Origin of the sequence: Streptomyces sp. Act143, assembly GCF_003143935.1 — a bacterium.
Lineage (GTDB): Bacteria > Actinomycetota > Actinomycetes > Streptomycetales > Streptomycetaceae > Streptomyces.
In genome coordinates this window covers 9,024,726-9,049,559 of record NZ_QFRX01000001.1, presented here as the reverse complement: position 1 = coordinate 9,049,559, position 24,834 = coordinate 9,024,726, and the positions used below count along the sequence as shown (strand labels likewise).

Here is a 24,834-nt window from a genome sequence, read left to right as displayed (position 1 = left end):
GGAGCCGCACCGACGCACACGCACCAAGCCCAGCCCGGCCCAGCCCCCGACAGCAGAGCCGCACCGGCACGAGCGAAGCCGGCCCCGTCGACCGGCAGCGCTACACGTACCCCCGCCCCGGCCCCGGCCCCACCGCTGCCGCGATCGCCGATGCCAGAGGGGCCGCCTCCGACTCGTCCAGCGTCGCGATCGTGACGCGGATGCCGGGTGCGGCTTCCATCCGGAAGCGGGCGCCCGGCGCGACCGCCCAGCCCGCGTGCAGGAGGCGGGCCACGGCGCCCGTCTCGTCCGGGACCGGAATCCAGACGTTCATGCCGCTGCGGCCGTGCGCGGCCACGCCACGCTTCGCCAGTTCCTCGATCAGGGCGTCCCTGCGGACGCCGTAGGCCGCCGCCACCGCCTTCGGGTCGATCGCGCCGTCGGCCCACAGCCGGGCCACCGCCCCCTGGGTGATCCTGCTGACCCAGCCGGGCCCGAGACGCTGCCGGCCGCGCACCCGGTCGACCGTGACGGGGTCGCCCGTGAAGACGGCGAGCCGCAGGTCGGGGCCGTAGGCCTTGGCGACCGAGCGGACGAAGGCCCAGCTGCGGGTGGTGCCGGCCAGAGGGTGCAGGGGCAGGTCGACGATGCCGTGACCGTGGTCGTCCTCGATGAGCAGGGTGTCCGGGTGCTGCTTCAGCACGGCGCGCAGGGCACGCGCGCGGCCGGCGGTCACCGCGGCGCCGGTGGGGTTCTGCGCCCGGTCGGTCATGATCAGAGCACGCGCGCCCGACCGGAGGGCCTCGCGGACGTCGTCCGGGACCGGGCCCTCGTCGTCGACGCCGACCGGGGCCGTGCGCAGTCCGACGGCCGGGATCAGATCCAGCAGGCTGCCCCACCCCGGGTCCTCGACGGCGACCGTGTCGCCCGGCTTGAGGTGGGCCGCCAGGACCCGTTCGATCACGTCGAGCGAGCCGGAGGCCACCGCGAGCGGGCCGTCCGGGACGCCGTCGGCATGCAGCGCGGCCCGCGCGAGCCGGACCAGCTCCGGGTCGACGGCCGCGTCCCCGTAGAGCACCGGCTCGCGGTCGTTCCGCCCGGCCGCCGCCGCGAACGCCCCCGCCAGACTCGGCAGCAGCGCCGGGTCCGGGTTGCCGCTCGCCACGTCCCGTACACCCTCCGGCACCTCGACCCGGATCGACTCGCGCGCGGTGGTGGCCGGCTTGGGCCGCACACGGCTGCCCCGGCGCCCCGCGGTCTCGATCACCCCGCGCTCGCGCAGGACGCGGTACGCCGCCGCGACCGTGTTCGGGTTCACCCCCAGCTCGCCCGCCAACTCCCGCATGGGCGGCAGAAGTTGTCCGGGCTCCAGCTCGCCGCCGCCCACCGCGCGCTCGATGCTCGCCGCAATCTCGGCTGCACCGCGCCCTTCGATCCGATATCCTCCTAGCACAAAGCAGATTATGCACTAGTGCAATACATCATCGCAACACGTATGCCACCCGTACCGCTCTGGAGACCGCCATGCAGGGGACCACGCAGCCGACGACAGCACCGACCGCCGCCTACCCGGCGACCGACCGCACGGTGCCCACCCGCTCCGCGGAGCGCGCCACGTACGACAAGGACGTCGTGCACGCGATACTCGACGAGGCCTACGTCTGCCACCTCGGCTTCGTCCGCGACGGCGCCCCGGTGGTGCTGCCGACGCTCTTCGCCCGGGTCGGCGAACGCCTCTATGTGCACGGCTCGACCGGCTCGCGCCCGCTGCGGATGACCGGCCAGGCCGACCCCGGTCTGCCGGTCTGCCTGACCGTCACGCACGTCGACGCGCTGGTCCTGGCCCGCTCGGCCTTCCACCACTCGATCAACTACCGGTCCGTGGTGGTGCACGGCACGGCGTACGACGTGACGGACCCGGAGGAGAAGCGCCTCGCCCTGGACGCGCTGGTCGACCACGTGGTGGCCGGCCGGTCCAAGGACTCGCGGCCCGCCAACAAGAAGGAGCTGGCCGCCACCGCCGTCATCCGCCTCGACCTCGACGAGGTCTCCGCGAAGCTGCGCACCGGCGGGGTGAACGACGAGCCCGAGGACCTCGCCCTCCCCCACTGGGCCGGTCTCGTCCCGCTGCGCAAGGGCTACGACACACCGGTCGGCGACCCCGGCCTGGCCCCCGGCACCGCGCTCCCCGACTACCTGGCGACCCCGTGATGCTGATCCACCCCTGGGACGCGCCGCACGCCGACGCCGAGTGGCAACAGTGGCTCGCCGCCCACGACTTCGGCACGCTGGTCGTCAACGGACAGGCCGGCGAGCCGCCGTACGCCCAGCCGCTGCACTTCACCTACGACGCCGAGCGCGGCGAGGCGCTCACGCACCTGGCCCGCCCCCACCCGATGTGGGCGGCACTGGCCGCGAACCCGGACGTCGTGCTGAGCGTGGTCGACGACTACGTGTACGTGCCCGGGCCCTGGCAGGCCGGACCGGACCTCCCCGCCGAGCACGGCACGCCGACCAGCTTCTACGCGGCCGTCCAACTCCGCTGCCGGGCGCACGTGGTGGACGACCCGGCCGCGAAGGCCGACCTCCTCAACCGGCAGGTGGGCCACTTCCAGCCGGAAGGCGGCACGGCCGAAGTGGCGGTCGGCGAGGTGCCGTTCGACCGCCTGCTGTCCGGACTGCGCGGGGTGCGGCTCGAAGTGACCGGCGTCCGCGCGAAGTTCAAGTTCGGAGGGCGCCGGACCGGGGAGATCCAGGACTCGATCGCCGTCCGGCTGGCGGAGCGGGCCGGCCCGCGGGACGCGGCGGCGCGTGCGCATTTGCTGCGCCGCCGCGTCGGCTGAGTGCGCTACGCGGGTACGGGTTCTCCGTGCCGCGCGGCACGGGTCTCAGCGACCGCGAGGCCCGTGACCGACACCAGCATCAGCAGGGTGCCCAGCAGGGTCGTCGCCGTCAGGTGCTCGCCGAGCAGGACCACGGCGAGCACCGCGGCGCTGACCGGCTCCAGGAGCATGATCACGGACACCGTGGCCGACCGTACGGCCGCCGCGCCCGCGAAATAGAGGGCGTAGGCGAGGGCCGTGGGCACGGCGGCGAGGTAGGCCAGCAGCCAGAGCAGCAGGCCGGGTTCGGCGGTGTGCGGGACCAGGCCCTCGGCCAGGGCGAACGGCAGCAGCAGCGCGCTGGTGACGGCGAACACCCCGACGGACGTACCCGCCGCGTCCGCCCCGCCGTCACGGCCCCAGCGGCGGGTGAGCAGGGTCATCGCGGACCCCCCGGCCGCCGCCAGCAGTCCGAGCAGCACGCCCCAGGGCCGCACGGCCGACCCGCCGCCCCCGAGCGTCAGTACTCCGAGCCCGGCGAGAGCCCCGGCGACGGCGACCACGCCACCGCGCCCGAGCCGCTCCCCCAGCAGCAACCGGGCGCCGACCGCGACGAAGACGGGCCCGGCGCCGAGCGTGACGACCGAGGCCACGGCGAGTCCGGTGGACCGCACGGCCGCCAGGTAGCCCGTCTGGAACACGGCGAGCCCGAGGCCGGTGGTCACCGCCCGCAGCGCCTTGCGTCCGAGCGCTTCGCGTACGGCGGTGCGGGGCCGCGGACGCGCCAGGTCTGCGGCGCCCAGCAGGACGAGCCCGGACGCACAGCGCCAGAAGGACAGGGCGACGGGTCCCAGATCGCTGACGGCGTAGGCCAGCGCGGCGACCGCGCCCGCGGTGCCCCAGGTGACACCGGCGATGGTCAGAAAGAGCAGGCCTCGCCCGATGGGCAGGCCGGAGCAAGCAGGAGAAGCATTCGACACTTGTCGTCTCCGCAGACACACAGAAGTGGGGGACCCGGCTCAGCGGGGTCCGTGGACTTCGTCTGCGGGCAGCACCGTTCCGCCCGGCGCGCGGCAGGGCGGGGGTTCCGGAGGGCCCGCCTCAGGCGGCCGGCGGTGCGATGACGCGGTGCGTATGCATGATCGGCAGCCTAGGCGGCCGACGAACGGCGGGACAACTCCCTTTCCGGGCCGCCGCTCGCCACGGGTTCCGGGGACGGCTTGACCGGGGTCGAGGACTGCGCGATGAAGGCGCCGAGCAGGACGACCGCGCCGCCGACGATCTGCGGGGCGGACAGGTGCTCGCCGAGCAGGACCCAGGCCAGCACCGTCGCGACGACCGCTTCGAGACAGGCGACGACCGTCGCGACCTGCGGGGAGAGCCGACGCACGGAGACCACACCGGTGACGTAGGCGACGACCGTGGCGACGAGGACGATCCAGGACAGCAGCAGGGCGGCCGCGACGGAGCTGCCGTTCATCTCCGCCGTGCCGCCGAGCACGGCCCAGTCCATCGTCCAGGGGCGGGCGACGACGGTGAGCACGGCGGCGCCGACGAGGAGGCCGTACGCGATGACGCCGAGCGGATCGGGGGCGTCGGTGCCGGAGTCGGTGCCCTGGTCGGACAGGACGAAGTAGCCGACCTGGCAGCAGGCCGCGCCCAGCGCGAGCAGCAGACCGACCGCGTCCAGGCTGAGCCCCGCCCACACCTCGACGACACAGGCGAGCCCACCGACGGCGAGGACCACGCCGACCGCGGCGGCGCGGGTGACCGGCCGCCGCTGCACGAACCGCACCCAGCCGAGCACGAGGGCGGGCGCGAGGTACTCGATGAGCAGCGCGACGCCCACCGGCAGCCGGGAGATCGAGGCGAAGTAGAAGGCCTGGACCCCGGCCACGCCGAGCAGTCCGAACCCGGCGAGCAGGGCGGGACGTCGACGCAGCAGCGCGCGGTGGCGCACGGCGAGCGGCAGCATCACGAGGGCCGCGCCGGCGACCCGCAGCCACACCACGTGCAGCGGGTCGAGGCCCGCTTCGATCAGCGGCTTGGCCGCGACCCCGGAACCTCCGAACGCGACCGCCGACGCGACGGCGAGCCCGAGCCCGACGCCCCTGCCGCGGTGACCGGCACTGCTGTGAATCGTCTGCACCGGCACATGATGACAGGCCATGACATGAGCGTCACCCCCGATGACACCTGTCTCAGCGGCTGGACGTCACAAGCCCCACCCACCGGCCGGCGACTGCCGGTCGCACGACCTCCCGGCCAGTGACCGTCAGACGGGCGACACCCCGGTCAGCGGCCGTCGGACACGGGGCCGTAGTCGGACACCCGGCTATCAGGCACGCGACCTCCCGGCCAGTGACCGTCAGGCGGGCAACTACCCCGTCAGCGGCCGTCGGACACGGGGCCGCCGTCGGACACGGGGCCGTCAGGCACACGACTGTCGCGCACCCGGCTGCCAGGCACGCGGCCGTCAGGCACACGGCCGTCAAGCACACGACCATCAGGCAGGTTCTCGATCCTCGCGAGCACCCCGTCCGCGTTGATCCCGGCCCGGGTCAGCACCTCGACGGCTCGCGCCCCCGGATCGACGACCACGGCCGCGAGCAGGTCGATGCCGCTCGCCCGGTCGGCGCCGCGGCGGGCGCCGCGCTCGTGGGCGTACTCCAGCGCGCCCGCGGCCAGCGGCGAGAAACCGTCCGCGCGGGTCACCACGGGCACGGCGCCGGAGTCCTCGACGCTGCCCTGCCAGCGCAGCCCGTAACCGATGCTGCGCTGCACCAGGTAGGCGAGCAGCCGCGCGAGCTGCGGCCCGCCCTCGAAGACGGCCCGCACCTCGGGGTCGTGCTCCAGGAGGGAGTGCAGCAGATGGGCGGTGTCGATCTGCCGGTCCCCGTCCCGTACCGCCCGCCGGCGCGCGCCGGACACCACCACTGCCAGCTCCTCGCCGAGCCGGGCGTCGTGGTCCACGCGATGGTGGTCTCCCGGCTCGCTCACCGACTGCCGGGGTATACGGGGGTGCACATCCCTCACCCCATCAGCACCGCCGGGCCGGGTCATCCCCGGCGGGAACCATCTTCACGTCCCACGGAGAGTGGACCGGGCGGCCGGAATCTCCTCCTTGGGGAGGAGATCAGGCCGTTTCTCCGACGGGAGCGCGCGCCGCCTTGATTCGCGCCCGGTACGCAACCGCCGTGCTCCCCCGCTCGTCCCACAGGGACATGGAGAGCAGGTGCTGGCTGGTGGCGCTGCCGGCCGTGGACGGGATGCAGTACGTGTACCGGGTGTACGCCCCGGAGGACGCACGGCTCGCCGACCTGTTCTGGGAGGCGTGGCACTGCCACGACGAGAGCGCGTTCCCGCGGGCGTGGGACGTGTTCGACGCGGCGGTGATCCGGCTGGTGGCCTGACCGGCTGCCGACTCGGGCCGCCTCCACATTTTCTGACGGTTCATCAGCATTGAATGTTGCAGGCCCTGCGGCTACGTTCCGCGACACCGTAGCTGGAGACGAAGGGGTGGTCGCATGGCCGAAGTCAGCGCGGAGGCACGGATCGAGGCGCCGGCCGAGAAGGTGTGGGACCGGCTCATGGACTGGTCCTCGTACGGCGAGTGGAACGCCACCCACACCAGCTTCCCCGAGGGCGGTCCGAAGAGCCTCGAAGTGGGCGGGACCTATCAGGAGAACATGAAGCTGATGGGCTTTCCGGCCGAGGTCGAGTGGACCATCGACGAGCTGGAGCCGGCCCGGGTGTTCGCCACGCGGGGCAAGGGCCCGATGGCGGTGAGCCTGCTCAACCGCTACACGCTCGTCCCCGACGGCGACGCCACGACGGTCCGGATCGACAGCGAGTTCACGGGCGCGGCGGTGTCCCTGATGGCGGGCAAGCTCAAGGACTCGGCGACGGCCGCGCTGAACGAGTCACTGCGGAAGCTGGCGGCGCTGGTGGCCTGAGGCCGCAACGCGCCGCGGCGCCCCGCGGATCACTCCGCGGGGCGCCGCCTCATGGCCGTACGGCCGCCGTCAGTCCTCTTCGGCGAGGATCAGGTACAGCTTCTTGCGGGCGTCGTTGATGACGCCGACCGCCTTCTCGCGCTGATCCTTGCTGCCGGTCTTCCAGACCTGCCCGAAGGCCTCCATCAGACCGAAGCCGGCCTGCCGGATCTCACCCAGCGCCTCGAAGTCCACACCACGGGAGGCTTCCTCCCAGGGTGCGTCGGGACCCTCCTCGGCCGCCGCGCGACCCGCCTCGGTGAGCGAGAACAGCTTCTTGCCGCCCTCGCTCTCGCTGGCGATCAGGCCCTCGTCCTCCAGCAGCTGAAGGGTGGGGTACACCGAACCGGGGCTGGGCTTCCACGCCCCGCCGCTGCGCTCGGCGATCTCCTGGATCATCTCGTACCCGTGCATGGGCCGGTCCCTGAGCAGGGCGAGGATCGACGCGCGCACGTCGCCGCGCCGCGCCCTCCCCCTCGGTCCGCCGCGCCCTCGTGGCCCCCAGGGGCCCGGACCGAAGCCCGGTCCGCCGAAGCCGGGACCACCGGGGCCGCCCGGCCCGAAGGGGCCGAAGGCACCACGCCGCCCGTCGAAACCGCCTCGGCCGCCGCGGGGGCCGGGTCCACCGTGTCCTCGTTCGAATCCATGGGAACGCATCACAATCACTTCCATCCATCGTTGATCTGTCGCGATGCGTCAACGATATATCGGAATAGTTCGCATGGCAAGGCTTCAGTCCGCCGAGCCGGGATCGCACGACACCGGCCCGACGATCAGTGCCCCCGGAACGCCTCCTCCAGCCACCAGGCCCCGTGCTCCGCGGTCACCTTGGCGTCGATCAGCAGCGGCGCCGAGCGCGGCCCCGCCACCCAGTCCTCCACCGCCTTCAGATCGGCCCGGCCGCGCACGGTGACCGCCTCGAAGCCGTAGCCGCGAGCCACGGCGGCGATGTCGGTGGGCGGGAAGGTCACCGTGTCCAGCGGGAAGCCGTCGGGGCCGAAGTGGTGCACCTCGGCCCCGTATGCCTCGTCGTCGTAGACGACCACGACCATGGGCAGCCCCAGCCGTCGTACGGTGTCCAGCTCGGCCGCGCCCATCAGCGCGCCGCCGTCCCCGAGCGCCGCCACCGGCAGCCGGTCCGGCCGGGCCAGGGCCGCACCGATCGTCGTGGCGAGCCCCAGGCCGATCGACTGGAAGGCCTGCGTGAAGCAGAAGCCGTCCTCGTCGGGGACCGACAGGTAGGCGCTGGGGTAGCCCATGAAATTGCCGGAGTCGACGCCGACGACCCGCTCGGCCGGGAGGATGGCGTCGAGGGCGGCGCTCAAGGTCCGCGGGTCGATGCGGTCCCGGTCGCTCTCGTCGGCGTAGGGGAGGTCACGCCACCGGCCCCGTGAGGCGATGGCCCGCGCGATGTCGTCGGTGCGGTAACCCCGCCGACGGTCACCCGCCGCTTCGAGCACCCGGCGCGCCGTGCGCGCGACGTCGCCGGTGACGCCGAGGCGGACCTCGCGGTGGGCGCCGAGTGCGGACGCGTCGTCGTCGACCTGGACGACCGTGGCGTCCGGGCCGATGAGCCGGCCGTGCCGCATGGTCCACATGTTGAGGGCGCAGCCCCAGCCCACGATCAGGTCGGCGCCCTGGATCAGTTCGACCGCCAGGGGCGTGGCGAAGCCGCCGGAGATGCCGAGCGACCAGGGATCGCCGTGGAACAGGCCGTGGGCGACGGCCGAGGTCGCCAGGAGGGCGCCGTACCGGTCGGCGAGCGCGCGCAGGGCGTCCCGGCCGTCCGCCGCACGGGCGCCCCGGCCGGCCACGAAGACCGGACGGCGGGACCGGGCGAGGACCGCCACCAGCGCCGACACCTCGGACTCCGACGGTTCGACGGCGGCCCGCGCGGCAGGCGGCGGCGCGGCGCTCGCGGCGGTGTCGGGCACGTCCAGCGCCTGCACCTCCAGCGGGAGGTTGAGCAGCACGGTGCGGCGCTCGCGCAGGGCGCGCCGTACCGCCCCGCAGGCCTGCTCGACGGCGGTGTGCGCGGACGTCACCCGTTCCGTGACAGCGCCCACCGCCTCCGCCAGCGCCGTCTGGTCGACGTGGAAGTTGGAGGTGGGCCGGGTCACCTCGGCGGCCAGGACGAGGAGCGGGGTGCGGCTCTTCGCGGCCTCGGCGATGCCGGTCAGGGCGTTGGTCAGGCCGGGCCCCTGGTGCACGCTGAGGGCGGGGACGGTACCACTGATGCGGGCGTAGGCGTCGGCCATGGTGGCCGCTCCGCCCTCGTGGCGGGCGGCGACGAAGCGGGCGCCGGCCGCGACCATGGCGTTGGTGAGGTGGAAGTTGCCGGAGCCGACCACGCCGAACACCTGCTGCACACCGGCCGCGGTCAGGGCCCGTCCGACGGCCTCGGCGACCTTCATGACCGCGTCCCGAGAGCCCGCTCCACCAGGGCGAGGACGCGGGCCGGTGAGCCCGAACCCCGCACGATCGGCAGCGGCCCGGCGATGACGACCGCACCGGTGGGCGGCAGCTCGCCGAGGTTCTGGAGCTGTGTCAGCCCGTATTTGTCGTTGCCCATGAGGTACGAGTGGCAGGGGAAGGCCGGGTCGAACGCATGCGCCGCCCCGGCGTCGGTGCCCACCGTCTCGGTCCCGAGGCCGATCACCGGGGACTCCTCGGCGACCCAGCGGGCGCATTCCGGCGAGAGACCGGGCGTGTGCGGGCCGCTGTCGTCGGCGTTCAGGAAGTCCCGCTGGGAGTCGGAGCGGGCGTCCCAGCCGGTGCGCAGCAGCAGCCAACCGCCGTCGGGCAACGGCCCGTTCTCGGCCTCCCATGCCTTGATGTGGTCGACCTCGACCAGGAAGTCGGGGTCCTCGGCCGCCGCGGCGGAGAAGTCCAGCACGACCGCGGGCGCGATCAGCCGGCCCACCGGCACGGAGGCCACGTCGGCGAGGTCCTTGCCGGTGACCCAGTGGTTGGGGGCGTCGAAATGGGTGCCGGTGTGCTCACCCGTACGGAAGTTGTTCCAGTACCAGGCCGGCCCCCGGTCGTCGTAGTGGCTGATCTCCTCCAGCTCGAACACCTGGGTCTGCCCGAACGGCTCGGGCAGCTGGATCACCGGTGTGTCCGAGGACAGCGGCGCCGTGAGATCGACGACCTCGATGGCACCGCCGCGCAGCCCGGCCAGCAGGGCCTGGAGGACGGACGGCTGGGACATGGCGGCCTCCTGAACTGTCGTGAGTAGGTGACGCGTTGACGACGGTCGCACCGGTGACGCAGCACGTCCAGACAACGCCCGACACCACCAGCCCCGCACGCCCGAACAACGCCCGACACCACCAACCCCGCACATCCGGACAGCGCCCGACACCACCAACCCCGCACGCCCGAACAACGCCCGACACCACCAACCCCGCACGCCCGAACAACGCCCGACACCACCAACCCCGCACGCCCGAACAACGCCCGACACCACCAGCCCCGCGCATCCGGACAGCGCCTGACACCACCAACCCGGCGCGTCCCGCTCCACCCCCCGGGCGCGGAATTCAGTCCAGTGGACCCGAATTGGCCTTGGTCCGACCCGCCACTCACGCCTAGCGTCGACGTCATGCGTATCCGAATCGTCGACGCCTTCACCGACCGTCCCTTCGCCGGCAACCCCGCCGGAGTCCTGCTCCTCGACTCCTTCCCGGACGACGACCGGCTCCAGAACGTGGCCGTCGAGGTCAATCACGCCGAGACGGCCTTCGCGCACCGGCTGCCCGAGGGCGGGGACGCCGACTGGGCGCTGCGCTGGTTCACGCCGGCCGCGGAGGTGAACATGTGCGGGCACGCCACGCTGGCCACGGCCCATGTGCTGCACACGACCGGCGCCCACGAGGGTCCGGTGCGGTTCGCCACCCGGAGCGGGGTGCTCATCGCGGCCCCGGGCGAGGACGGCTGGATCACCCTGGACTTCCCGACGGCGCCGCTCACCCCGGTCGAGCTGCCCCACGGGGTCGGCGAGGCTCTCGGCGCCGAGCCGCTGCACGCCTTCGACACCGGCCCGAACGTGGGCGACCTGCTGGTCGAGCTCGCCGACGAGAAGACGGTGCACGCCCTCCGGCCCGACTTCAAGGCCCTCGGCGCCTACTCGCGGCGCGGCGTCATCGCCACCGCGCGCGCCGAGAACCCGTCCCTGGGCTACGACTTCGTCTCCCGCTGCTTCTTCCCGAACGTGGGCATCGACGAGGACCCGGTCACCGGCAGCGCCCACACCGCGCTGGCCCCGTTCTGGGCGGAGCGCCTGGGCCGCGCCGAACTGACCGGGCTTCAGGCCTCGCCGCGCTCCGGCCGGGTCCGCACCGCACTGCGCGGCGACCGCACGCTCCTCACCGGCCGCGCGGTCACCACCATCGAGGGCGAACTGCTCGTCTGACGCCCGCCCCCGAACGCGTTACGCCGTCGGCAGCCAGCCCACCTTCCCGGCCAGCAGCGCGTACCCGACGAACGCCCCGATGTCGAGCAGCGAATGCGCCACCACCAGGGGCCCCACCCGGCCCCACCGGCGGTAGAGGTAGACGAACACCACACCCATCGCCATGTTGCCGACGAAGCCGCCGATGCCCTGGTAGAGGTGGTACGACCCGCGCAGTACGGAACTGGCCACCAGCGCGGTCCCCGGCGTCCAGCCCAACTGGCGCAGCCGGCGCAGCAGATATCCGACGACGATGACTTCTTCGAGGATCGCGTTCTGGAGCGCGGACAGCACCAGCACGGGGTACTTCCACCACACCTCGGGCAGCGCCTCCGGCACCACCGTGAGGTTGAAGCCCAGGCCGCGTGCGGCCAGGTAGAAGGCGATTCCGGTGCTGCCGATCACCGCCGCGACGGCCGCGCCCCGGGCCAGGTCGAACCACGGTCTGGTGCGGTCGAAGCCGAGGGCGCGCAGGCTGCTCCCCTCGCGCAGCAGCAGATGCGCGACGAGGGCGACGGGGACGAGCGACGAGGCGATCCCGAAGAGCTGCCAGGCGAGATCGAGCCAGGGGCGGCCGGGAGCGGCCGAGGCGTTGAGGGTGGCCGCCTGATCCTTGAGGCCGCCCGGTTTGGTGACCGATCCGACAAAGCTGATCAGGGCGGACACACCGCTCGCGCCGAGCGAGAGCCCCAGGACGAGCAGGGTCTCGTCCCGGAGGATTCGCCGCGAGGACCGCTCCGGCGGAAAAGAATCAGCCACCGCACCCGCCTCTGCCTGCACAACTGACTCCAATTCAGTAATCCAGTCTCATCCCCTCCGCGGCCCGGCTAGGGTCCTCGAAAGAACTTACGAAGATCGTGAGAACTTACGACGATCGTGCGCGCGACAGGCCGTTGGGGGACGGACACCGTACGAGGGCACGCCTCCCCTTTGCCTGCGAAACGGATGAAACCGGCAGAAGGTTCAACAGGGAGGGGCACCACCGTCATGGGACGTCACAGCTTGCCCGATCAGTATGGGGCGGGCGGCAGCGACCCCCGTCCACGCACCCGGCGCCGCACGGTGGCCATCGCGACCGTCCTCGTCCTCACCGTCGCCGGCGGGACCGCGGCCGCCGTCCAGAGCGGACTGCTCTCCTTCGGTTCCTCCTGCCAGGAGGACGCGGTACGGCTGTCGGTCGCGGCCTCTCCCGACGTGGTCCCGGCCCTGCGCGCGGCGGCGGAACGGGCCCGTGACACCAGCCTCACCTCCGACGGGCGGTGCGTGGACGTCACGGTCACCGCGCGTGACTCGTACAAGGTGGCGGACGCGCTGCTGGCCGGCCGGAAGGCCGACGCGCAGGTGTGGGTGCCGGACTCGGAGCTGTGGCTGGAGCGGGTCGCGGCGGACACGGGGGCGACGGAGGTGACGCCGGTCGGCAGCTTCGCGTCCTCGCCCGTGGGCGTGGCGGTGGTGCCGAAGGCCGCGAAGTCGCTGGGCTGGCCGCGGAAGACGTACAGCTGGATCGAACTGGCCGGTGCCACCCTGCGGGACGACGGCCTCAGGCTCGGCGCGGCCGACCCGGCGCGGAGCGCCACCGGCCTGCTGGCCCTCACCCGGCTGGCCACGGCCGCCGGCACGATCGAGGGCGGGGACACCCAGGCCGCGGCCATGATGAAGGCGCTGTCGCAGCGGACGTCCGACAGCGACACCCAGGTCCTCGACACGCTGCCCCGCGACTCCTCGGGCACCGAGCAGGGCAATCCCCGGCGCAATCAGGCGCTGATCCTCAGCGAGCAGGCGGCGTTCGCGTACAACACCGCCGCCGGGGGCGACGGCCTCGACCTCTTCTACCCGAAGGACGGCTCACCGCGGCTCGACTTCCCCTTCGCCCTCGTCGACCAGGCGGCGCTGACCACGGACGAGAGCCGGGCGGCGCTGCGGTTCGTGAACTACCTGTGCAAGCCGGAACAGCAGAAGCTGCTCCACCGGTACGGCTTCCGCACCTCCGGCGACACGGTGGACCCGTCCGTCGTCAGCCGGGCCGGCGGCGGCAAGCCTCAGCCGTACACGAAGCCCGCTCTCCAGCCGGCCTCCGAGCCGGCGCTCCAGCAGGCCCTCGGCACCTGGACGATCACGGTGCAGAGCGCCAGGATCACCACCGTCGTGGACGCGTCCTCCTCGATGTCGGAGGCGGTCACGGACACCGGCCGGTCCCGGATGGACGTCACCAAGGCCTCCCTGCTCCAGGCCCTCGCGACCTTCACGCCGGACGACGAGATCGGGCTGTGGGACTTCTCCACCAAGCTGGACGGCGACAAGGACTACCGCGTCCTGGTACCGACGGAACGCCTCGGCGCCACGAGGGGCACCGGCACCCAGCGCGACCGGCTCACCACGGCGTTCAGCGGCCTGACCCCGGTCCCGAACGGCGCGACCGGCCTGTACGACACCACGCTGGCCGCGTACAAGGCGGCCGTCTCCTCCTACGCGAAGGGCAAGTTCAACGCCCTGGTGATCCTGACCGACGGCGTCAACCAGGACCCCGGCAGCATCTCCCGCGGCGCCCTGATCAGCCGCCTCCAGCAACTCGGCGACCCCGACCGCCCGGTCCCGATCATCATGATCGCCGTGGGCCCCGACGCCGACCGCACGGAGGCCGAACAGATAGCCAGGGCGACCGGCGGCTCCGGCCAGGAGGTCACCGACCCGTCCGAGATCCACGAGGTGATCCTGAAGGCGATCGTGGCGGCGGGGGCGAAGGGCAGCGGCGCCGGCTGAGCCCTCCCACCGGCAGGTCGCCTCCGCCTGCCGCGAGGAGGGGGCCGCAACGGCGTCCAGCCGCCACGGCGCCGCCGGGCGGTGCCCGCTCGCCGCGGCCCTCCACCGTCCCCGCCACCCGTCCGTCACCCCAGCGGCACCGGCTCCGGCAGCCCGACCGGCCACGTGTGCACCGGCTCGCCGAGGTGCATCAGCTCGCAGTACCGCCGGGTCAGCGCGGCCAGTGCGGCATCGCGGCCGAGGCCCTTCTCGCGCGCCCGGTGGTACGTCGCCGACTGCCAGGTCGCCCCGTTGGCGCGGCGTCGGCAGCGCTCGTCGATGACGCCGAGGTACAGGTCCCGGTCGGCGGGTTCGACGCCCCACGCGTTCAGCCCGGCCTCGGCGAGCGGCAGCAGTTCGTCGCGTACGAGGGTGACGGCGTCGACCTGGGTCAGCCCGCCGTAGCGGCCGCGCCGCGGCCAGTCGAAGCGGGCGTCGATGCCGTGCCGGCAGGCCGCGTCGAAGTTGGCGGCGGCCGACTCGAAGGGGAGCCGGGTCCACACCGGCCGCGACTCCTCGGCGAGGGCGCGGACGACGCCGTAGTAGAAGGCGGCGTTGGCGATGACGTCGATGACGGTGGGCCCGGCCGGCAGCACGCGGTTCTCGACGCGCAGGTGCGGGACGCCGTCGGCGATGCCGTAGACCGGGCGGTTCCAGCGGTAGACCGTGCCGTTGTGCAGGACGAGCTCGGCGAGGCTCGGGACGCCGCCCTCGTCGAGCACCTTCAGCGGGTCCTCGTCGTCGCAGATCGGCAGCAGCGCGGGGAAGTAGCGGAGGTTCTCCTCGAAGAGGTCGTACGCCGAGGAGATCCACCGCTCCCCGAACCAGGTGCGCGGGCGGACCCCCTGGGCCTGGAGCTCCGGCGGGCGGGTGTCGGTGGACTGCTGGAACAGCGGGGGCCGGGACTCGCGCCACAGCTCCTTGCCGAAAAGGAAAGGCGAGTTGGCGCCGACGGCGATCTGCGCGGCCGCGACGGCCTGCGCGGCGTTCCACACGTCGGCGAAGCGCCCCGGGGTGACCTGGAGGTGGAGCTGCACGGAGGTGCAGGCGGCCTCGGGGGCGATGGACTTGGACGTGCAGTTCAGCCGTTCCACGCCGTCGATGTCGAGGGTGAAGTCCTCGCCGCGGGCGGCCACGATCTGGTCGTTGAGGAGGGTGTAGCGGTCGACCGCGGAGAGGTTGGAGGAGACGAGGTCGTCCCGGTCCAGGGTCGGCAGAATGCCGATCATCACGATCCCCGCGTCGAGCTCACCCGCTTTCCGGTCCGCATATGCCAGCGAGGTGCGTATTTCCTCGGCCAGCCGGTCGAATACCCGACCGCCCAATGGGTGTGGGGCTATGTTGACTTCCAGATTGAACATGGCGAGTTCTGTTTGGAAATCTCGGCTCGCGATACGTTCCAGTACTTGCGCATTCAGCATTTTCGGCATGCCGTCGGCGCCGGTGAGATTCAGTTCGATCTCCAGCCCCATGAGGTTCTTCGGCCGATCGAACCGCTTCTCCTCCAGCAGCCGCTCCAGGCCCGTCAGGCACTGCCGGAGCTTGCCGCGGTAGTGCTGGCGATCGGACAGATCGAACCGACCTGCCACGACCTTCTCCCCCATCGAAGCGTCCCTCCTCGGATGGGCGTGCCGTAGATCGGCCGCCGGGCGTCCCGGGTCAGGTGGGATGATGCCCAGCGGAGGCGATCGATAACGTCCCGCGCGCCCCCGGCACCCGCTACGCTGGCGCAGGTGACGGGAGGCACATTCACCGGGCATGTGGCACTGTGCAGTTTCGAGTGCCCTGAACATCTCGTGAAAAACGCCGACGACAATTAGCCGTCCACTCTTACGGCGTTTTCCGAGGTCATCGCCGTACAGCCGACTCGGAATCGGGATGATTCCCGCGTATCGGCGACCGGATGAACCCTTGCCGGGCACCCCGGAAACGGCTAGACGAAACACCGTCTGAACACGTGTCGTATAAACTCCGCGAACGAGGCAGAAGGTTGGCGCCCCCGGTCGAATGATCCTGCCGTCGAGGTGACCTACGGCAGGCCCCACCCTCATCACGCGTACGCACGACCCGGCCCCCGCCTCTCTGGCCCCGCGAGCTGACAGCGCCGTCCGCCCACGCCCTCGCGCCACCGTGCCTGTCGAATGAGAGGCGACCCACCATGCCGCTGCTTGTACCCCCGGCCCCCGCGCCCGCCCTTCGCTCCGTCCTCACTGCGCTCGGTTCGCCCACCGCGGTCCGCGAGGCCCGGACACCCTCACTGCGTACCTCACCAGGCCCCGCGACCCCCGAACTCCCGCTGCCCATCCACGTACTCGACGAGCTCACGCCCGCGGGCGCGACCGCCACCCGGCTGGCCGGGTGGCGCTTCCTGATCCGGTGCGGCGACCGCGCCGTGGCCGCCGCCGAGACCCGGCTGACCCCCGACGGCTGGGCCTTCTCGCATTTCTTCGAGGGCCCCTACATCGCCTCCACCGAGCGCGCGCTGCGCCAGGCGGAGACCATGCAACAGCCCTACCAGCCCCGCCTGTTGTCGGTCCCCGGCCTGTACATGCTCACCCTCTGGCTGCACGGCGACTGCGCCGCGGACGGCACCACCGGCCACCCCGCCGCCACCGATCTGCTCGTCCCGCTCGCCCCCGCACCGCCCGGCATCCCCGCCCACCGGCCGCACCGGGTCGCCGACCTGCTCCCGGTACTGACCCACCGGGCGACACCGGCACCCGCACCGCTGCTGAGCCAGCCCGCCTGACCCCACGACGAGATCGGCTCGTACGAGCACTACAACGCTCGTACGAGCCATATTTTATACCCGCACCCATCCGGACTAGCCCCATCCGGCCATCGCGAACCACCCGAAGGGACAGTGCAGTTGGGATGAACCGTCCGCGCGGGTGACGCGTCATGAACCTGTGAGTAGCGGTGCTGCCAAATCCCTGCGGATTGACGCCCGTGGGGCAACACTGGTTCCGACCGACTTATCACAACGGGGGCAGCGATGAAAACCACGACAAAGCGAAAGATCCCACCCATGTGCCAGCACCAGCCGCCGTGTCCGACCGCCGACTCCGCCGACCGGGAATCCGCCCGCCTCGTGGCGCACCACCCGGAGCAGGGCTGGAGCCTGCTGTGCAACGGCGTTCTGCTCTTCGAGGACACCGGCGAGCTCCTGCCCGACGGCCAGATCATCGCCCCGCACCGCCCGCTGGGCACCGACCAGGTGATGACCGCCGCCTGAGGCATCGCCGGGCGGCCGGCGCACCGCCCGCAGACCTACTGGGGCCGGCCCGCAGACCCACGCTGCGAACCGGCCCCGACGCATGTCCGGGGCCGCTCACTCCGCGTAGTCCCGCGGACGGAAAACGGTGATGGACGCGGACCGCCCTTCCCATCCGTGCCCGTTTTCCGGAAGACTCCTGGAAGTTTCGATCCGTCCGTGGCTCCGCCCACGGCGATCCGTCCACGGAGGTGGGGAGTTGGCAGCACACGAGGTCGGCACCGAGGGGCCGGCCACGCCCGGCAACCGGGTCACGATCACCGAGATCGCCCGGCAGGCCGGCGTCTCGGTGCCGACCGTGTCCCGGGTCGTCAACGGCCGTTCCGACGTCTCCCCCAGGACCCGGGCCCGGGTCGAGGAACTGCTCCAGCGGTACGGCTACCGCAAGCGCCCCACGTCCACCGGCACCGGCGCCGCCCTGCTCGACCTGGTCTTCAACGACCTGGACAGCCCCTGGGCGGTGGAGATCATCCGCGGTGTCGAGGAGGTGGCCCACGCGACCGGCGTCGGCACGGTCGTCTCGGCGATCCACGGCCGTACCGGCGACGCCCGCGAGTGGATGCGCAACCTGCGGGCCCGCGCCTCCGACGGCGTCATCCTCGTCACCTCGGCCCTGGAACCCATGCTGCACGAGGAGTTGCGCATCCTCGGCGTCCCGCTGGTCGTCGTCGACCCGGCGGGCTCCCCCGCGCTCGACGCCCCGACCATCGGGGCCGCCAACTGGTCGGGCGGTCTGGCGGCCACCGAGCATCTGCTGTCCCTCGGGCACCGCAGGATCGCCCTGATCGCCGGCCCGCCCCGACTGCTGTGCTCCCGGGCCCGGTTCGACGGCTACCGCGCCGCCCTGGAGGGCGCGGGACTCACGGTCGACGACGCTCTCGTCGTCCCCGGCGACTTCCACCCCGAGTCCGGATTCACCGGCTGCAACGCCCTGCTGGACCTGCCCGAGCCGCCCACCGCGATCTTCGCCGCCAGCGACCAGATGGCGCTCGGCGCGATCGAGGCGCTGCGCCGGCGCGGTCTCCGGGTGCCGGAGGACATGAGCCTGGTCGGTTTCGACGACCTTCCGGAAGTACGGTGGTCCGCCCCGCCCCTCACCACCGTCCGCCAGCCTCTCGGGGACATGGGCAAGTTGGCCGTCCGTACGGTGCTCAGGCTGGCCCGCGGTGAACAACCGGACTCGCCGCGCGTGGAGTTGGGCACGGAGCTGGTGGTGCGGGCCAGCACGGCACCCCTCACCCGCTGACACGGCACCGGCCCGGCGACGGGACGCATCGCCGGGCCGGGCCGCACCCCGGCGGACTCCCCTCCTTGCCCAGCCGCCGGGCGTCTCACACAAGCGCCGCTACTTCAGCGCGTTCCTGATCGCGAAGTAGGCGGGCTTGGGCTGGAGTTGCTCGTCGTACGGCAGGGCCGCGCCCTCGCCCTCGAAGAACGCCGGTATCCAGCTGTACTTGTCGGTGTAGTCCCAGATGGTGATCCCGACGCACCTGCGCACCGCCAGACAGGCGTCGGTCAGGTCCGCGTACCACTCGGCCTGCTCGGCGAGCTTCTCCTCGGTCGCGGGCAGGATCATCCGGATGTCGACCTCGGTGAGCGCCGTGTCGAGCCCGAGCTCGGAGAACCGGCGGAGGTTGTCCTCCAGCGTGGTCGGATAGCCGTACTGGAGCGCGAGGTGGGTCTGCAGGCCGATGCCGTTCAGCGGGACGCCCTGGGCCTTCAGCTCCTTGGCGAGGTTGTAGTAGGCGTCGCTCTTCGCGCCGATCGCCTCGATGTTGTAGTCGTTCAGATAGAGCTTGACCTTCGGGTCGGCCTGGTGGGCCCAGCGCAGGGCGTCGGCGATGTAGCCGGGGCCGAGCGTCTTGTAGAAGATCGTCTCCCGGTACGTCCCGTCCTCGTTGAAGGCCTCGTTGACGACGTCCCAGGCGAACACCTTGCCGCGGTAGTGCCGTACCTCGGTCTGGATGTGCTTCTTCAGCACGGCGCGCAGTTCGCTCGCCGTCCACTCCTTGCTCGTCAGCCAGTCGGGCAGCTGGCTGTGCCAGACGAGGGTGTGGCCGCGCACCTTCTGGTGGTGGGCGCGGGCGAGGTTCACGATCTCGTCGCCGGCGGTCCAGTCGAAGACGCCCTGCTGGGGCTCGGTGGCATACCACTTCATGCCGTTGCCGGGCGTGATCTGGTCGAACTCGCTGCCGAGGATGGCCTTGTAGGGCTCGTCGACGAGTTCGGGATTGTCGGTGGCGCTGCCGAAGTAACGGCCGTGGCGCTGGGCCAGGTCGGCGAGGGTGGGTTGCTTGCCGTGGGCCTGGGCGGGGGTGCCGAGGCCGGTGGCCACCAGGACTGCGGCGAGGGCGCCGACGAGTCTGAGGCGGTTCTTGTGCATGGTGGTGCGACTCCTCACGTGCGGGGGTGGGGGCCGTACGACCGCCGTCAGCCCTTGGTGGCGCCGGCGGTGAGGCCGCCGACGAGCTGACGCTCGGCGACCGAGTAGAAGGCGAGGGCGGGGACCATCGCGAGGACGAGGTAGGCGAAGACACGGGCGTAGTCGGAGGAGTACTGGCCCTGGAACTGCTGGACGCCGATGGGCAGGGTCCACCAGGTGTTGTCGGTGAACACCAGCAGGGGCAGCATGAAGTTGTTCCAGCTGGTCACGACGGCGAGCACCGAGACCGTGCCGAGCGCGGGCCGGGCCATCGGCAGCAGCACCCGCCAGAAGAACCCGAAGGAACTGCACCCGTCGAGGGTGGCCGCCTCCTCCAACTCGCCGGGGATCTCCCGGAAGAAGGCCCGCAGGATGATGATGGTCATCGGCAGCCCGAACGCGGCCTGCGGCAGGATCACGCCCAGCGGGTTGTCCAGCAGGCCGAGATAGCGCAGCAGCAGGAAGAGCGGCAGGGCGGCGACCGCGAAGGGGAACATCAGCCCCATCGTGAAGAGCGTGAACATCACCTCCCGCCCGCGGAAGGCGAACCGGGCGAAGGAGAAGGCCGCGAGCGCCGACACCGCCACCACCAGCACGGTCGTGGCGACCGCGATCAGGGTGCTGTTGCCGAGCAGCCTCCAGAAGTCGCCGGAGCCGAGGATGCCGGTGTAGTTGCCGGTCAGCCAGCGGTCGGGCAGCCCGAAGGGGTTGCTGGAGAGCTCGTCGGTCGACTTGAAGCCGGACAGGACGGCGTACACCAGGGGTACGACCATGAGCGCGCCGACGGCGATGAGGATGATGTGCAGCGGCAGCGTGCGGGTGGTCCGGCTCCTGCTCCTGCGGCTGACGCCCTCGCTCTTGAGGCTCATTTCCCGGCTCCCCTCATCGTGGTGGTCGCCCCTTCCAGGTCACGGCGGAGCACGAAGCGCTGGTAGGCGAGGGCGAAGACGAGGCAGATGCCGAACATGACCACGCTGATCGCGCTGGCGTAGCCGACCTGGTAGCGCTTGAAGCCGTACTGGAACATGGTCACGGCCATGGTCTCGGAGTGGTGGTCGGGACCGCCCTGCGTGATCACCCACACCAGGTCGAAGAGCTGGAGGGAACCGATGACGGCGAGGAAGATGCTGATGCGGATGGTGGGCATCAGCAGCGGCAGCGTGACGCTGCGGAAGCGCTGCCAGGCGTTGGCGCCGTCGATGAGCGCCGCCTCGGTCAACTCCCTGGGTACGGACTGGAGTCCGGCCAGGTACAGCATCATGTGGAAGCCGAAGTACTTCCAGGTCATGACGATGAACAGGGTCGCCATGACCCAGGACGGGTCGGCGAACCACTCGCCGCCGAGGCTGTCGAGGCCGATGCCGCCGAGGAGATGGTCGGCGAGACCGTCGTCCGGCGCGAACACCATGCTGAAGAGCACGCCGGTGATCGCCTCGGACAGCACGTAGGGCGCGAAGAACAGCATCCGGTAGACGGCCCGGCCGCGCAGCCGCTGGTTGAGCAGGACCGCCATGGCGAGCGCGAAGGGGAGTTGCAGCGCGAGCGTCAGCAGCACCAGCAGGAGGCAGCGCCACAGGTCGCCCATGAACACCGGGTTGTCGAACAGGTCGGTGAAGTTGTCGACACCGACGTAGTCCTCGGGCATCCCGAAGCCGCCCCAGCGGAAGAAGGCGGCGTACAGCGCGAACAGCATCGGCAGCAGCACGAGCCCGATGAACAGGACCATCGCGGGGAGCTGGAAGCCCACCGCGGTGAGCCAGTTGAGCGCGCGGCGGCGGGCCCGCCCCCGGTCCCTGACGGTGTCCGGGGGCGGGGCGTCGGCGCCGGGACGGCTCCGCTTGTCTGCGAGGAACGTGGAGGTCATCGCCGGTTACTGCTCTTCCTTCGCCGACTTCGTGATCGACTGGGCGACCTGCTCGGGGGACTTGGAGCCGGCGATGAGCGCGGCGACGCTGTCGTTGACCTCCTGGCCGACGGCGGGGGCGTACGCCTGGTCGAGGTAGAGCTGGAAGCCGGTGGCGGCGTTCAACTGGGTCTGTACGGCCTTGAGGTTGGGGTCGGATATGGCGCTCTCGGCGCCGGGGACCACCGGGAGGGTGCCGGTCTTCTTCACCAGTTCCAGGTCGGTGGCCTCGGAGGCGAAGAACTTCAGGAAGTCGACGGCCGCCTGCGGGGCGCCCCGGCGCAGGGCGTGCCCGCCGCCGCCGCCGAACACCTCGGTGATGGCGCCCTTGCCGCCCTCGACCGCCGGGAACGGGAAGAAGCCGAGGTCCTTGCCGAGGCCCTTGCCCGCGTCGGCCTCGACCTGCGGCGCCCACTGGCCCATGAGCTCCATGGCCGCCTTGCCGTTGCCGACGCTGGCCGCCTGGCCGGTCGGGGTGGAGTAGGCGGCGTTGAGGAAGCCCTTCTGGAACGGCTGGAGATCGACGAGTTCCTTCAGGTGCGCGCCCGCCTGGACGAACTCGGGGCCGGTGAAGTCCTTGTCGTCGTAGGCCTTCTGCACGGCGCTCGCGCCCGCGGTGCGCATCGCGAGGTAGGCCCAGTAGTACATGCCGGGCCACTTCTCCTTGCCCGCGAGGGCGATGGGCGTGATGTTCTTCGCCTTCAGCTTGCTGACGGCTTCGAGGAACGCGGCCCAGGTGGTGGGCGGTTCGGCGATGCCGGCCTGCTTGAAGAGCGCCTTGTTGTACCAGAACCCGATCATGCCGATGTCGAACGGGATGCCGTAGACCTTGTCGTCGATCAGGTAGGCCTCCTTGGAGACCTTCAGCAGGTCGTCGGACCACGGCTTGGTCTTGTCGCTGAGGTCCTCGACGAGGCCCGCGTCGACCTGCTGCTTGAGGACACCGCCGCCCCAGGTGTGGAAGATGTCGGGGAGCTTCCCGGAGGCGATCAGCGCCGTCATCTTCGACTTGTAGGCGTCGTTCTCCATCTGAACGATCTTTACCTTCACCTTGGGGTTCTGGGCCTCGAACTTCTTGGCGAGGCCCGCCCAGACGGTGTGCGCCGGTTCGGTGGTGGAGATGTTCCACCACTCGATCGTGGTCGTTCCGTCGGACGACCCACCGTCCGAATCGCCGCCGCAGCCGCTCAGTGCCGTCATGCCCAGACCGGTCGCGGCGGACGCCGCCAGGAAGCCGCGGCGAGACAGTGCCGGGTCGCCCATTTTGCACTCCTTGGGTACGGGGCGGCGTGTCCACTACACCGCCCTCAAGACCGAAAGTTTCGGAGTTGATCCAGAAAGCTTCGTTGTTGCCGCACCCTAGAGACAGCTCCCAAACGGTGGCAACCCCTTGTACGCGGTGAATCTGCGGCCGACTTCCCCGGCATCCACGGCATCCGCCCCCGCCACAACCGGACCGAACGTTTCCGGTGACTTCCGGAACTACCTCGCCGGCTCGGCCGTGTACGCGAACCAGTCGAAGGCGGCGCTGCCCTCGGTGACGTACATCCCGATCACCCGGCCGGTGAATCCACCGGCCACCTGCGTGGACAGATAGCGGCCGTCGAGCTCGGCGAGCGGCTCGCCGTCGACGGCGAAGACGACGGCGTCCGGGCCGCCGGCCCGCAGTCCGGGCAGGTCCTCGCCGGTGGCGGTCACGAGCGGTTCGGTGCGCACGGAGACGGTGAGGGTGAGCGGGCCCGCCGGTACCGGCCGCCGCGCGACGACTTGGCGAGCCGGCCCGATCCGGGCGATCACACACGCCTCCCCTCCGGCGATCTCCAGGTCGTAGTGGTGGGCCTCGTCGATCCGGACCGACAGCCCGGCGCGCCCGACCCCGGCCTCCAGGCGGGTCTCCGCCCGGCAGCCGGGGTGCTGCTGACGGCGCCCGACGAAGGTGTGACCGGGGCGGTCGAGGCTGTCGCCGGTGGCGTGCAGGGTCAGCGCCCCGGGCCGCTCGCTCAGCGACCACGAGCCGGCCGGCCTGCTGCGCGGGGAGATCCAGTACGGGGCGAGCACGGCGGCGTCGAAGTCGTCCCGCTCGGGCGGCGGCGGCACGGGGTGCCAGGCGGCCGGCGCCGGATGGCGCTCCAGGACCGGACCGACCCTGGGCCATCCCTCGACCCATTCCACCGGGGTCAGGAACGTCTCCCGGCCGAGCACGTGGAACCCCGGGAAATAGCCCCGCGGACGTGTCCCCAGCAGCAGCATCCACCAGGTGCCGTCGGCCGCCTCGACCAGGTCGGCATGGCCGGTGCACTGGATGGGCGAGTCGGTGCTGCGGTGGCTCAGCACGGGGTTGTGCGGGGCCGGTTCATAGGGTCCGCGCGGCGAGCGGGCGCGAGCGATCGAAACGCAGTGCCCCTGGGCGGTGCCGCCCTCCGCGAGCATGAGGTACCACCAGTCGCCGATGCGGTACAGGTGCGGCGCCTCCGGGTGCTCCAACCCGGTCCCGGACCACACCGGGAGGGGCCCCTCCAGGACCTTCCCCGTCCCGGGGTCGATGCGCGCGAGGCGGCAACCGGCGACCGTGCACCAGCAGTTGCCGTCCTCGTCCCAGGCCAGGTCGGGGTCGATGCTGGGCACGTCGACCCACACCGGGTCGGACCACGGACCCTCGGGACGTTCGCTGCTGACGATGAAGTTGCCGCGGGTGCCGACGACGGTGGTGATCATGTAGAAGCGGCCGTCGTGATGGCGCAGGGTGGGGGCGTAGATGCCCGCGGACGCCGGGATGTCGTCGGTCAGCTCCAACTGCTCGGGCCGGTCGAGGACGTTGCCGATCTGCCGCCAGTGCACCAGGTCACGGCTGTGGAAGAGCGGAACGCCGGGAAAGTACTCGAAGCTGGAACAGACCAGGTAGTAGTCGTCCCCGACCCGGCACACACTCGGGTCCGGGTGAAATCCACCGAGGACGGGGTTGTCGTACATCCGCATGGAGCGTCAGCCCTTCCGACGGGCCGATCGAAACATTCGGCCCCGTTGGCGAACATTACGAAAGCGGACTGTACGAGGATGCCGAGGCCGGGACAAGACAGCGCTTGCTCCCGCCTCGTCGCCCGAGCAGCCCATGACCGCCCGACCACGAGAACCCGGCGCCCCTCCGCGAGCCCGGCCCCCCCGTCACACAGGGCGCCCGCCCCGCGCC

General features: G+C 71.7%; 23 protein-coding genes. 9 read left to right on the top strand and 14 right to left on the bottom strand.

Annotation, left to right across the window (positions count from 1 at the left end; all coding sequences use genetic code 11):
* Positions 1–100: 100 nt before the first annotated feature.
* Positions 101–1,432, bottom strand: coding sequence for an aminotransferase class I/II-fold pyridoxal phosphate-dependent enzyme (locus tag DI272_RS41345; protein ID WP_109500280.1), 1,332 nt, complete (start codon positions 1,430–1,432; stop codon positions 101–103).
* A 71-nt stretch (positions 1,433–1,503) separates the two neighbouring features.
* Here DI272_RS41345 and DI272_RS41340 point away from each other — a divergent pair, with 71 nt between their 5' ends.
* Together DI272_RS41340 and DI272_RS41335 are read left to right on the top strand one after the other, a co-directional pair.
* Entirely contained in the window at positions 1,504–2,190 is a 687-nt protein-coding gene (locus DI272_RS41340) for a pyridoxamine 5'-phosphate oxidase family protein (RefSeq protein WP_109500279.1), read from the top strand.
* Positions 2,190–2,822, top strand: coding sequence for an FMN-binding negative transcriptional regulator (locus DI272_RS41335; RefSeq protein ID WP_109500278.1), 633 nt, complete (start codon positions 2,190–2,192; stop codon positions 2,820–2,822). The genes DI272_RS41340 and DI272_RS41335 overlap by 1 nt, the downstream gene beginning before the upstream one ends.
* Positions 2,823–2,827: 5 nt before the next feature.
* Here the strand turns inward: DI272_RS41335 and DI272_RS41330 are convergent, their stop codons facing one another.
* The 3 genes from DI272_RS41330 to DI272_RS41320 all read right to left on the bottom strand — a co-directional run bounded on the left by DI272_RS41330 (position 2,828) and on the right by DI272_RS41320 (position 5,801).
* The gene (locus tag DI272_RS41330) at positions 2,828–3,781 is read right to left on the bottom strand and encodes a DMT family transporter (RefSeq protein WP_258314821.1); all 954 of its coding nucleotides are present in this window, start codon (positions 3,779–3,781) and stop codon (positions 2,828–2,830) included.
* 170 nt (positions 3,782–3,951) lie between these two features.
* Positions 3,952–4,971, bottom strand: a complete 1,020-nt coding sequence (locus DI272_RS41325) for a DMT family transporter (RefSeq protein WP_375138097.1) — start codon at positions 4,969–4,971, stop codon at positions 3,952–3,954.
* 218 nt (positions 4,972–5,189) lie between these two features.
* On the bottom strand, positions 5,190–5,801 hold the full coding sequence (locus DI272_RS41320) for a Clp protease N-terminal domain-containing protein (protein WP_375138096.1): 612 nt from the start codon (positions 5,799–5,801) through the stop codon (positions 5,190–5,192).
* Between the two features lie 224 nt (positions 5,802–6,025).
* Between DI272_RS41320 and DI272_RS41315 the strand changes: the two genes are divergently transcribed.
* Both DI272_RS41315 and DI272_RS41310 read left to right on the top strand, forming a co-directional pair.
* Positions 6,026–6,214 (top strand): hypothetical protein, encoded by a 189-nt coding sequence (locus DI272_RS41315; RefSeq protein WP_181387589.1) that lies wholly within the window; start codon positions 6,026–6,028, stop codon positions 6,212–6,214.
* Between the two features lie 114 nt (positions 6,215–6,328).
* Entirely contained in the window at positions 6,329–6,757 is a 429-nt protein-coding gene (locus DI272_RS41310) for an SRPBCC family protein (RefSeq protein ID WP_109500275.1), read from the top strand.
* Positions 6,758–6,826: 69 nt separating this feature from the next.
* On the opposite strand, the gene DI272_RS41305 is transcribed toward DI272_RS41310, so the two are convergent.
* From DI272_RS41305 to DI272_RS41295, 3 genes are all read right to left on the bottom strand, one after another.
* Positions 6,827–7,453 carry a PadR family transcriptional regulator gene (locus tag DI272_RS41305; RefSeq protein WP_109500274.1) on the bottom strand — a complete coding sequence of 209 codons (627 nt, stop codon included), beginning with the start codon at positions 7,451–7,453 and terminating at the stop codon, positions 6,827–6,829.
* Positions 7,454–7,569: 116 nt separating this feature from the next.
* Complete coding sequence (locus DI272_RS41300) at positions 7,570–9,210, bottom strand: thiamine pyrophosphate-binding protein (RefSeq protein WP_109500273.1); 1,641 nt, start codon at positions 9,208–9,210, stop codon at positions 7,570–7,572.
* A complete protein-coding gene (locus DI272_RS41295) occupies positions 9,207–10,007 on the bottom strand; it encodes a cyclase family protein (protein ID WP_109500272.1) in 801 nt (266 codons plus the stop codon). Before DI272_RS41295 ends, DI272_RS41300 begins: the two co-directional genes overlap by 4 nt.
* Positions 10,008–10,400: 393 nt before the next feature.
* Here DI272_RS41295 and DI272_RS41290 point away from each other — a divergent pair, with 393 nt between their 5' ends.
* Entirely contained in the window at positions 10,401–11,210 is an 810-nt protein-coding gene (locus DI272_RS41290; RefSeq protein ID WP_109500271.1) for a PhzF family phenazine biosynthesis protein, read from the top strand.
* Positions 11,211–11,228: 18 nt separating this feature from the next.
* Here DI272_RS41290 and DI272_RS41285 read toward each other — a convergent pair whose 3' ends face one another.
* A complete protein-coding gene (locus DI272_RS41285) occupies positions 11,229–12,029 on the bottom strand; it encodes a CPBP family intramembrane glutamic endopeptidase (RefSeq protein ID WP_109500270.1) in 801 nt (266 codons plus the stop codon).
* Positions 12,030–12,236: 207 nt separating this feature from the next.
* On the opposite strand from DI272_RS41285, the gene DI272_RS41280 reads away from it, so the two are divergent.
* The gene (locus DI272_RS41280) at positions 12,237–14,009 is read left to right on the top strand and encodes a substrate-binding and VWA domain-containing protein (protein WP_109500269.1); all 1,773 of its coding nucleotides are present in this window, start codon (positions 12,237–12,239) and stop codon (positions 14,007–14,009) included.
* A gap of 125 nt (positions 14,010–14,134) precedes the next feature.
* Here DI272_RS41280 and DI272_RS41275 read toward each other — a convergent pair whose 3' ends face one another.
* Positions 14,135–15,652, bottom strand: a complete 1,518-nt coding sequence (locus tag DI272_RS41275) for a glutamate-cysteine ligase family protein (protein ID WP_109500268.1) — start codon at positions 15,650–15,652, stop codon at positions 14,135–14,137.
* 554 nt (positions 15,653–16,206) lie between these two features.
* Between DI272_RS41275 and DI272_RS41270 the strand changes: the two genes are divergently transcribed.
* The 3 genes from DI272_RS41270 to DI272_RS41260 all read left to right on the top strand — a co-directional run bounded on the left by DI272_RS41270 (position 16,207) and on the right by DI272_RS41260 (position 18,568).
* Positions 16,207–16,797 carry a hypothetical protein gene (locus DI272_RS41270; protein ID WP_109500267.1) on the top strand — a complete coding sequence of 197 codons (591 nt, stop codon included), beginning with the start codon at positions 16,207–16,209 and terminating at the stop codon, positions 16,795–16,797.
* 279 nt (positions 16,798–17,076) lie between these two features.
* A complete protein-coding gene (locus DI272_RS41265; RefSeq protein WP_109500266.1) occupies positions 17,077–17,283 on the top strand; it encodes a DUF5999 family protein in 207 nt (68 codons plus the stop codon).
* Positions 17,284–17,521: 238 nt separating this feature from the next.
* Positions 17,522–18,568, top strand: a complete 1,047-nt coding sequence (locus tag DI272_RS41260) for a LacI family DNA-binding transcriptional regulator (protein WP_109500265.1) — start codon at positions 17,522–17,524, stop codon at positions 18,566–18,568.
* 99 nt (positions 18,569–18,667) lie between these two features.
* Here the strand turns inward: DI272_RS41260 and DI272_RS41255 are convergent, their stop codons facing one another.
* The 5 genes from DI272_RS41255 to DI272_RS41235 form a co-directional block, all read right to left on the bottom strand.
* Positions 18,668–19,705: an endo-1,4-beta-xylanase gene (locus tag DI272_RS41255; RefSeq protein WP_109500264.1), complete on the bottom strand. Its 1,038-nt coding sequence runs from the start codon at positions 19,703–19,705 to the stop codon at positions 18,668–18,670.
* Between the two features lie 47 nt (positions 19,706–19,752).
* On the bottom strand, positions 19,753–20,613 hold the full coding sequence (locus tag DI272_RS41250) for a carbohydrate ABC transporter permease (protein ID WP_109500263.1): 861 nt from the start codon (positions 20,611–20,613) through the stop codon (positions 19,753–19,755).
* A complete protein-coding gene (locus DI272_RS41245) occupies positions 20,610–21,608 on the bottom strand; it encodes a carbohydrate ABC transporter permease (RefSeq protein ID WP_109500262.1) in 999 nt (332 codons plus the stop codon). Before DI272_RS41245 ends, DI272_RS41250 begins: the two co-directional genes overlap by 4 nt.
* 6 nt (positions 21,609–21,614) lie before the next feature.
* Complete coding sequence (locus DI272_RS41240; protein WP_109500261.1) at positions 21,615–22,910, bottom strand: extracellular solute-binding protein; 1,296 nt, start codon at positions 22,908–22,910, stop codon at positions 21,615–21,617.
* A 219-nt stretch (positions 22,911–23,129) separates the two neighbouring features.
* Positions 23,130–24,623 (bottom strand): glycoside hydrolase family 43 protein, encoded by a 1,494-nt coding sequence (locus DI272_RS41235; RefSeq protein ID WP_181387474.1) that lies wholly within the window; start codon positions 24,621–24,623, stop codon positions 23,130–23,132.
* Between the last annotated feature and the right edge of the window lie 211 nt (positions 24,624–24,834).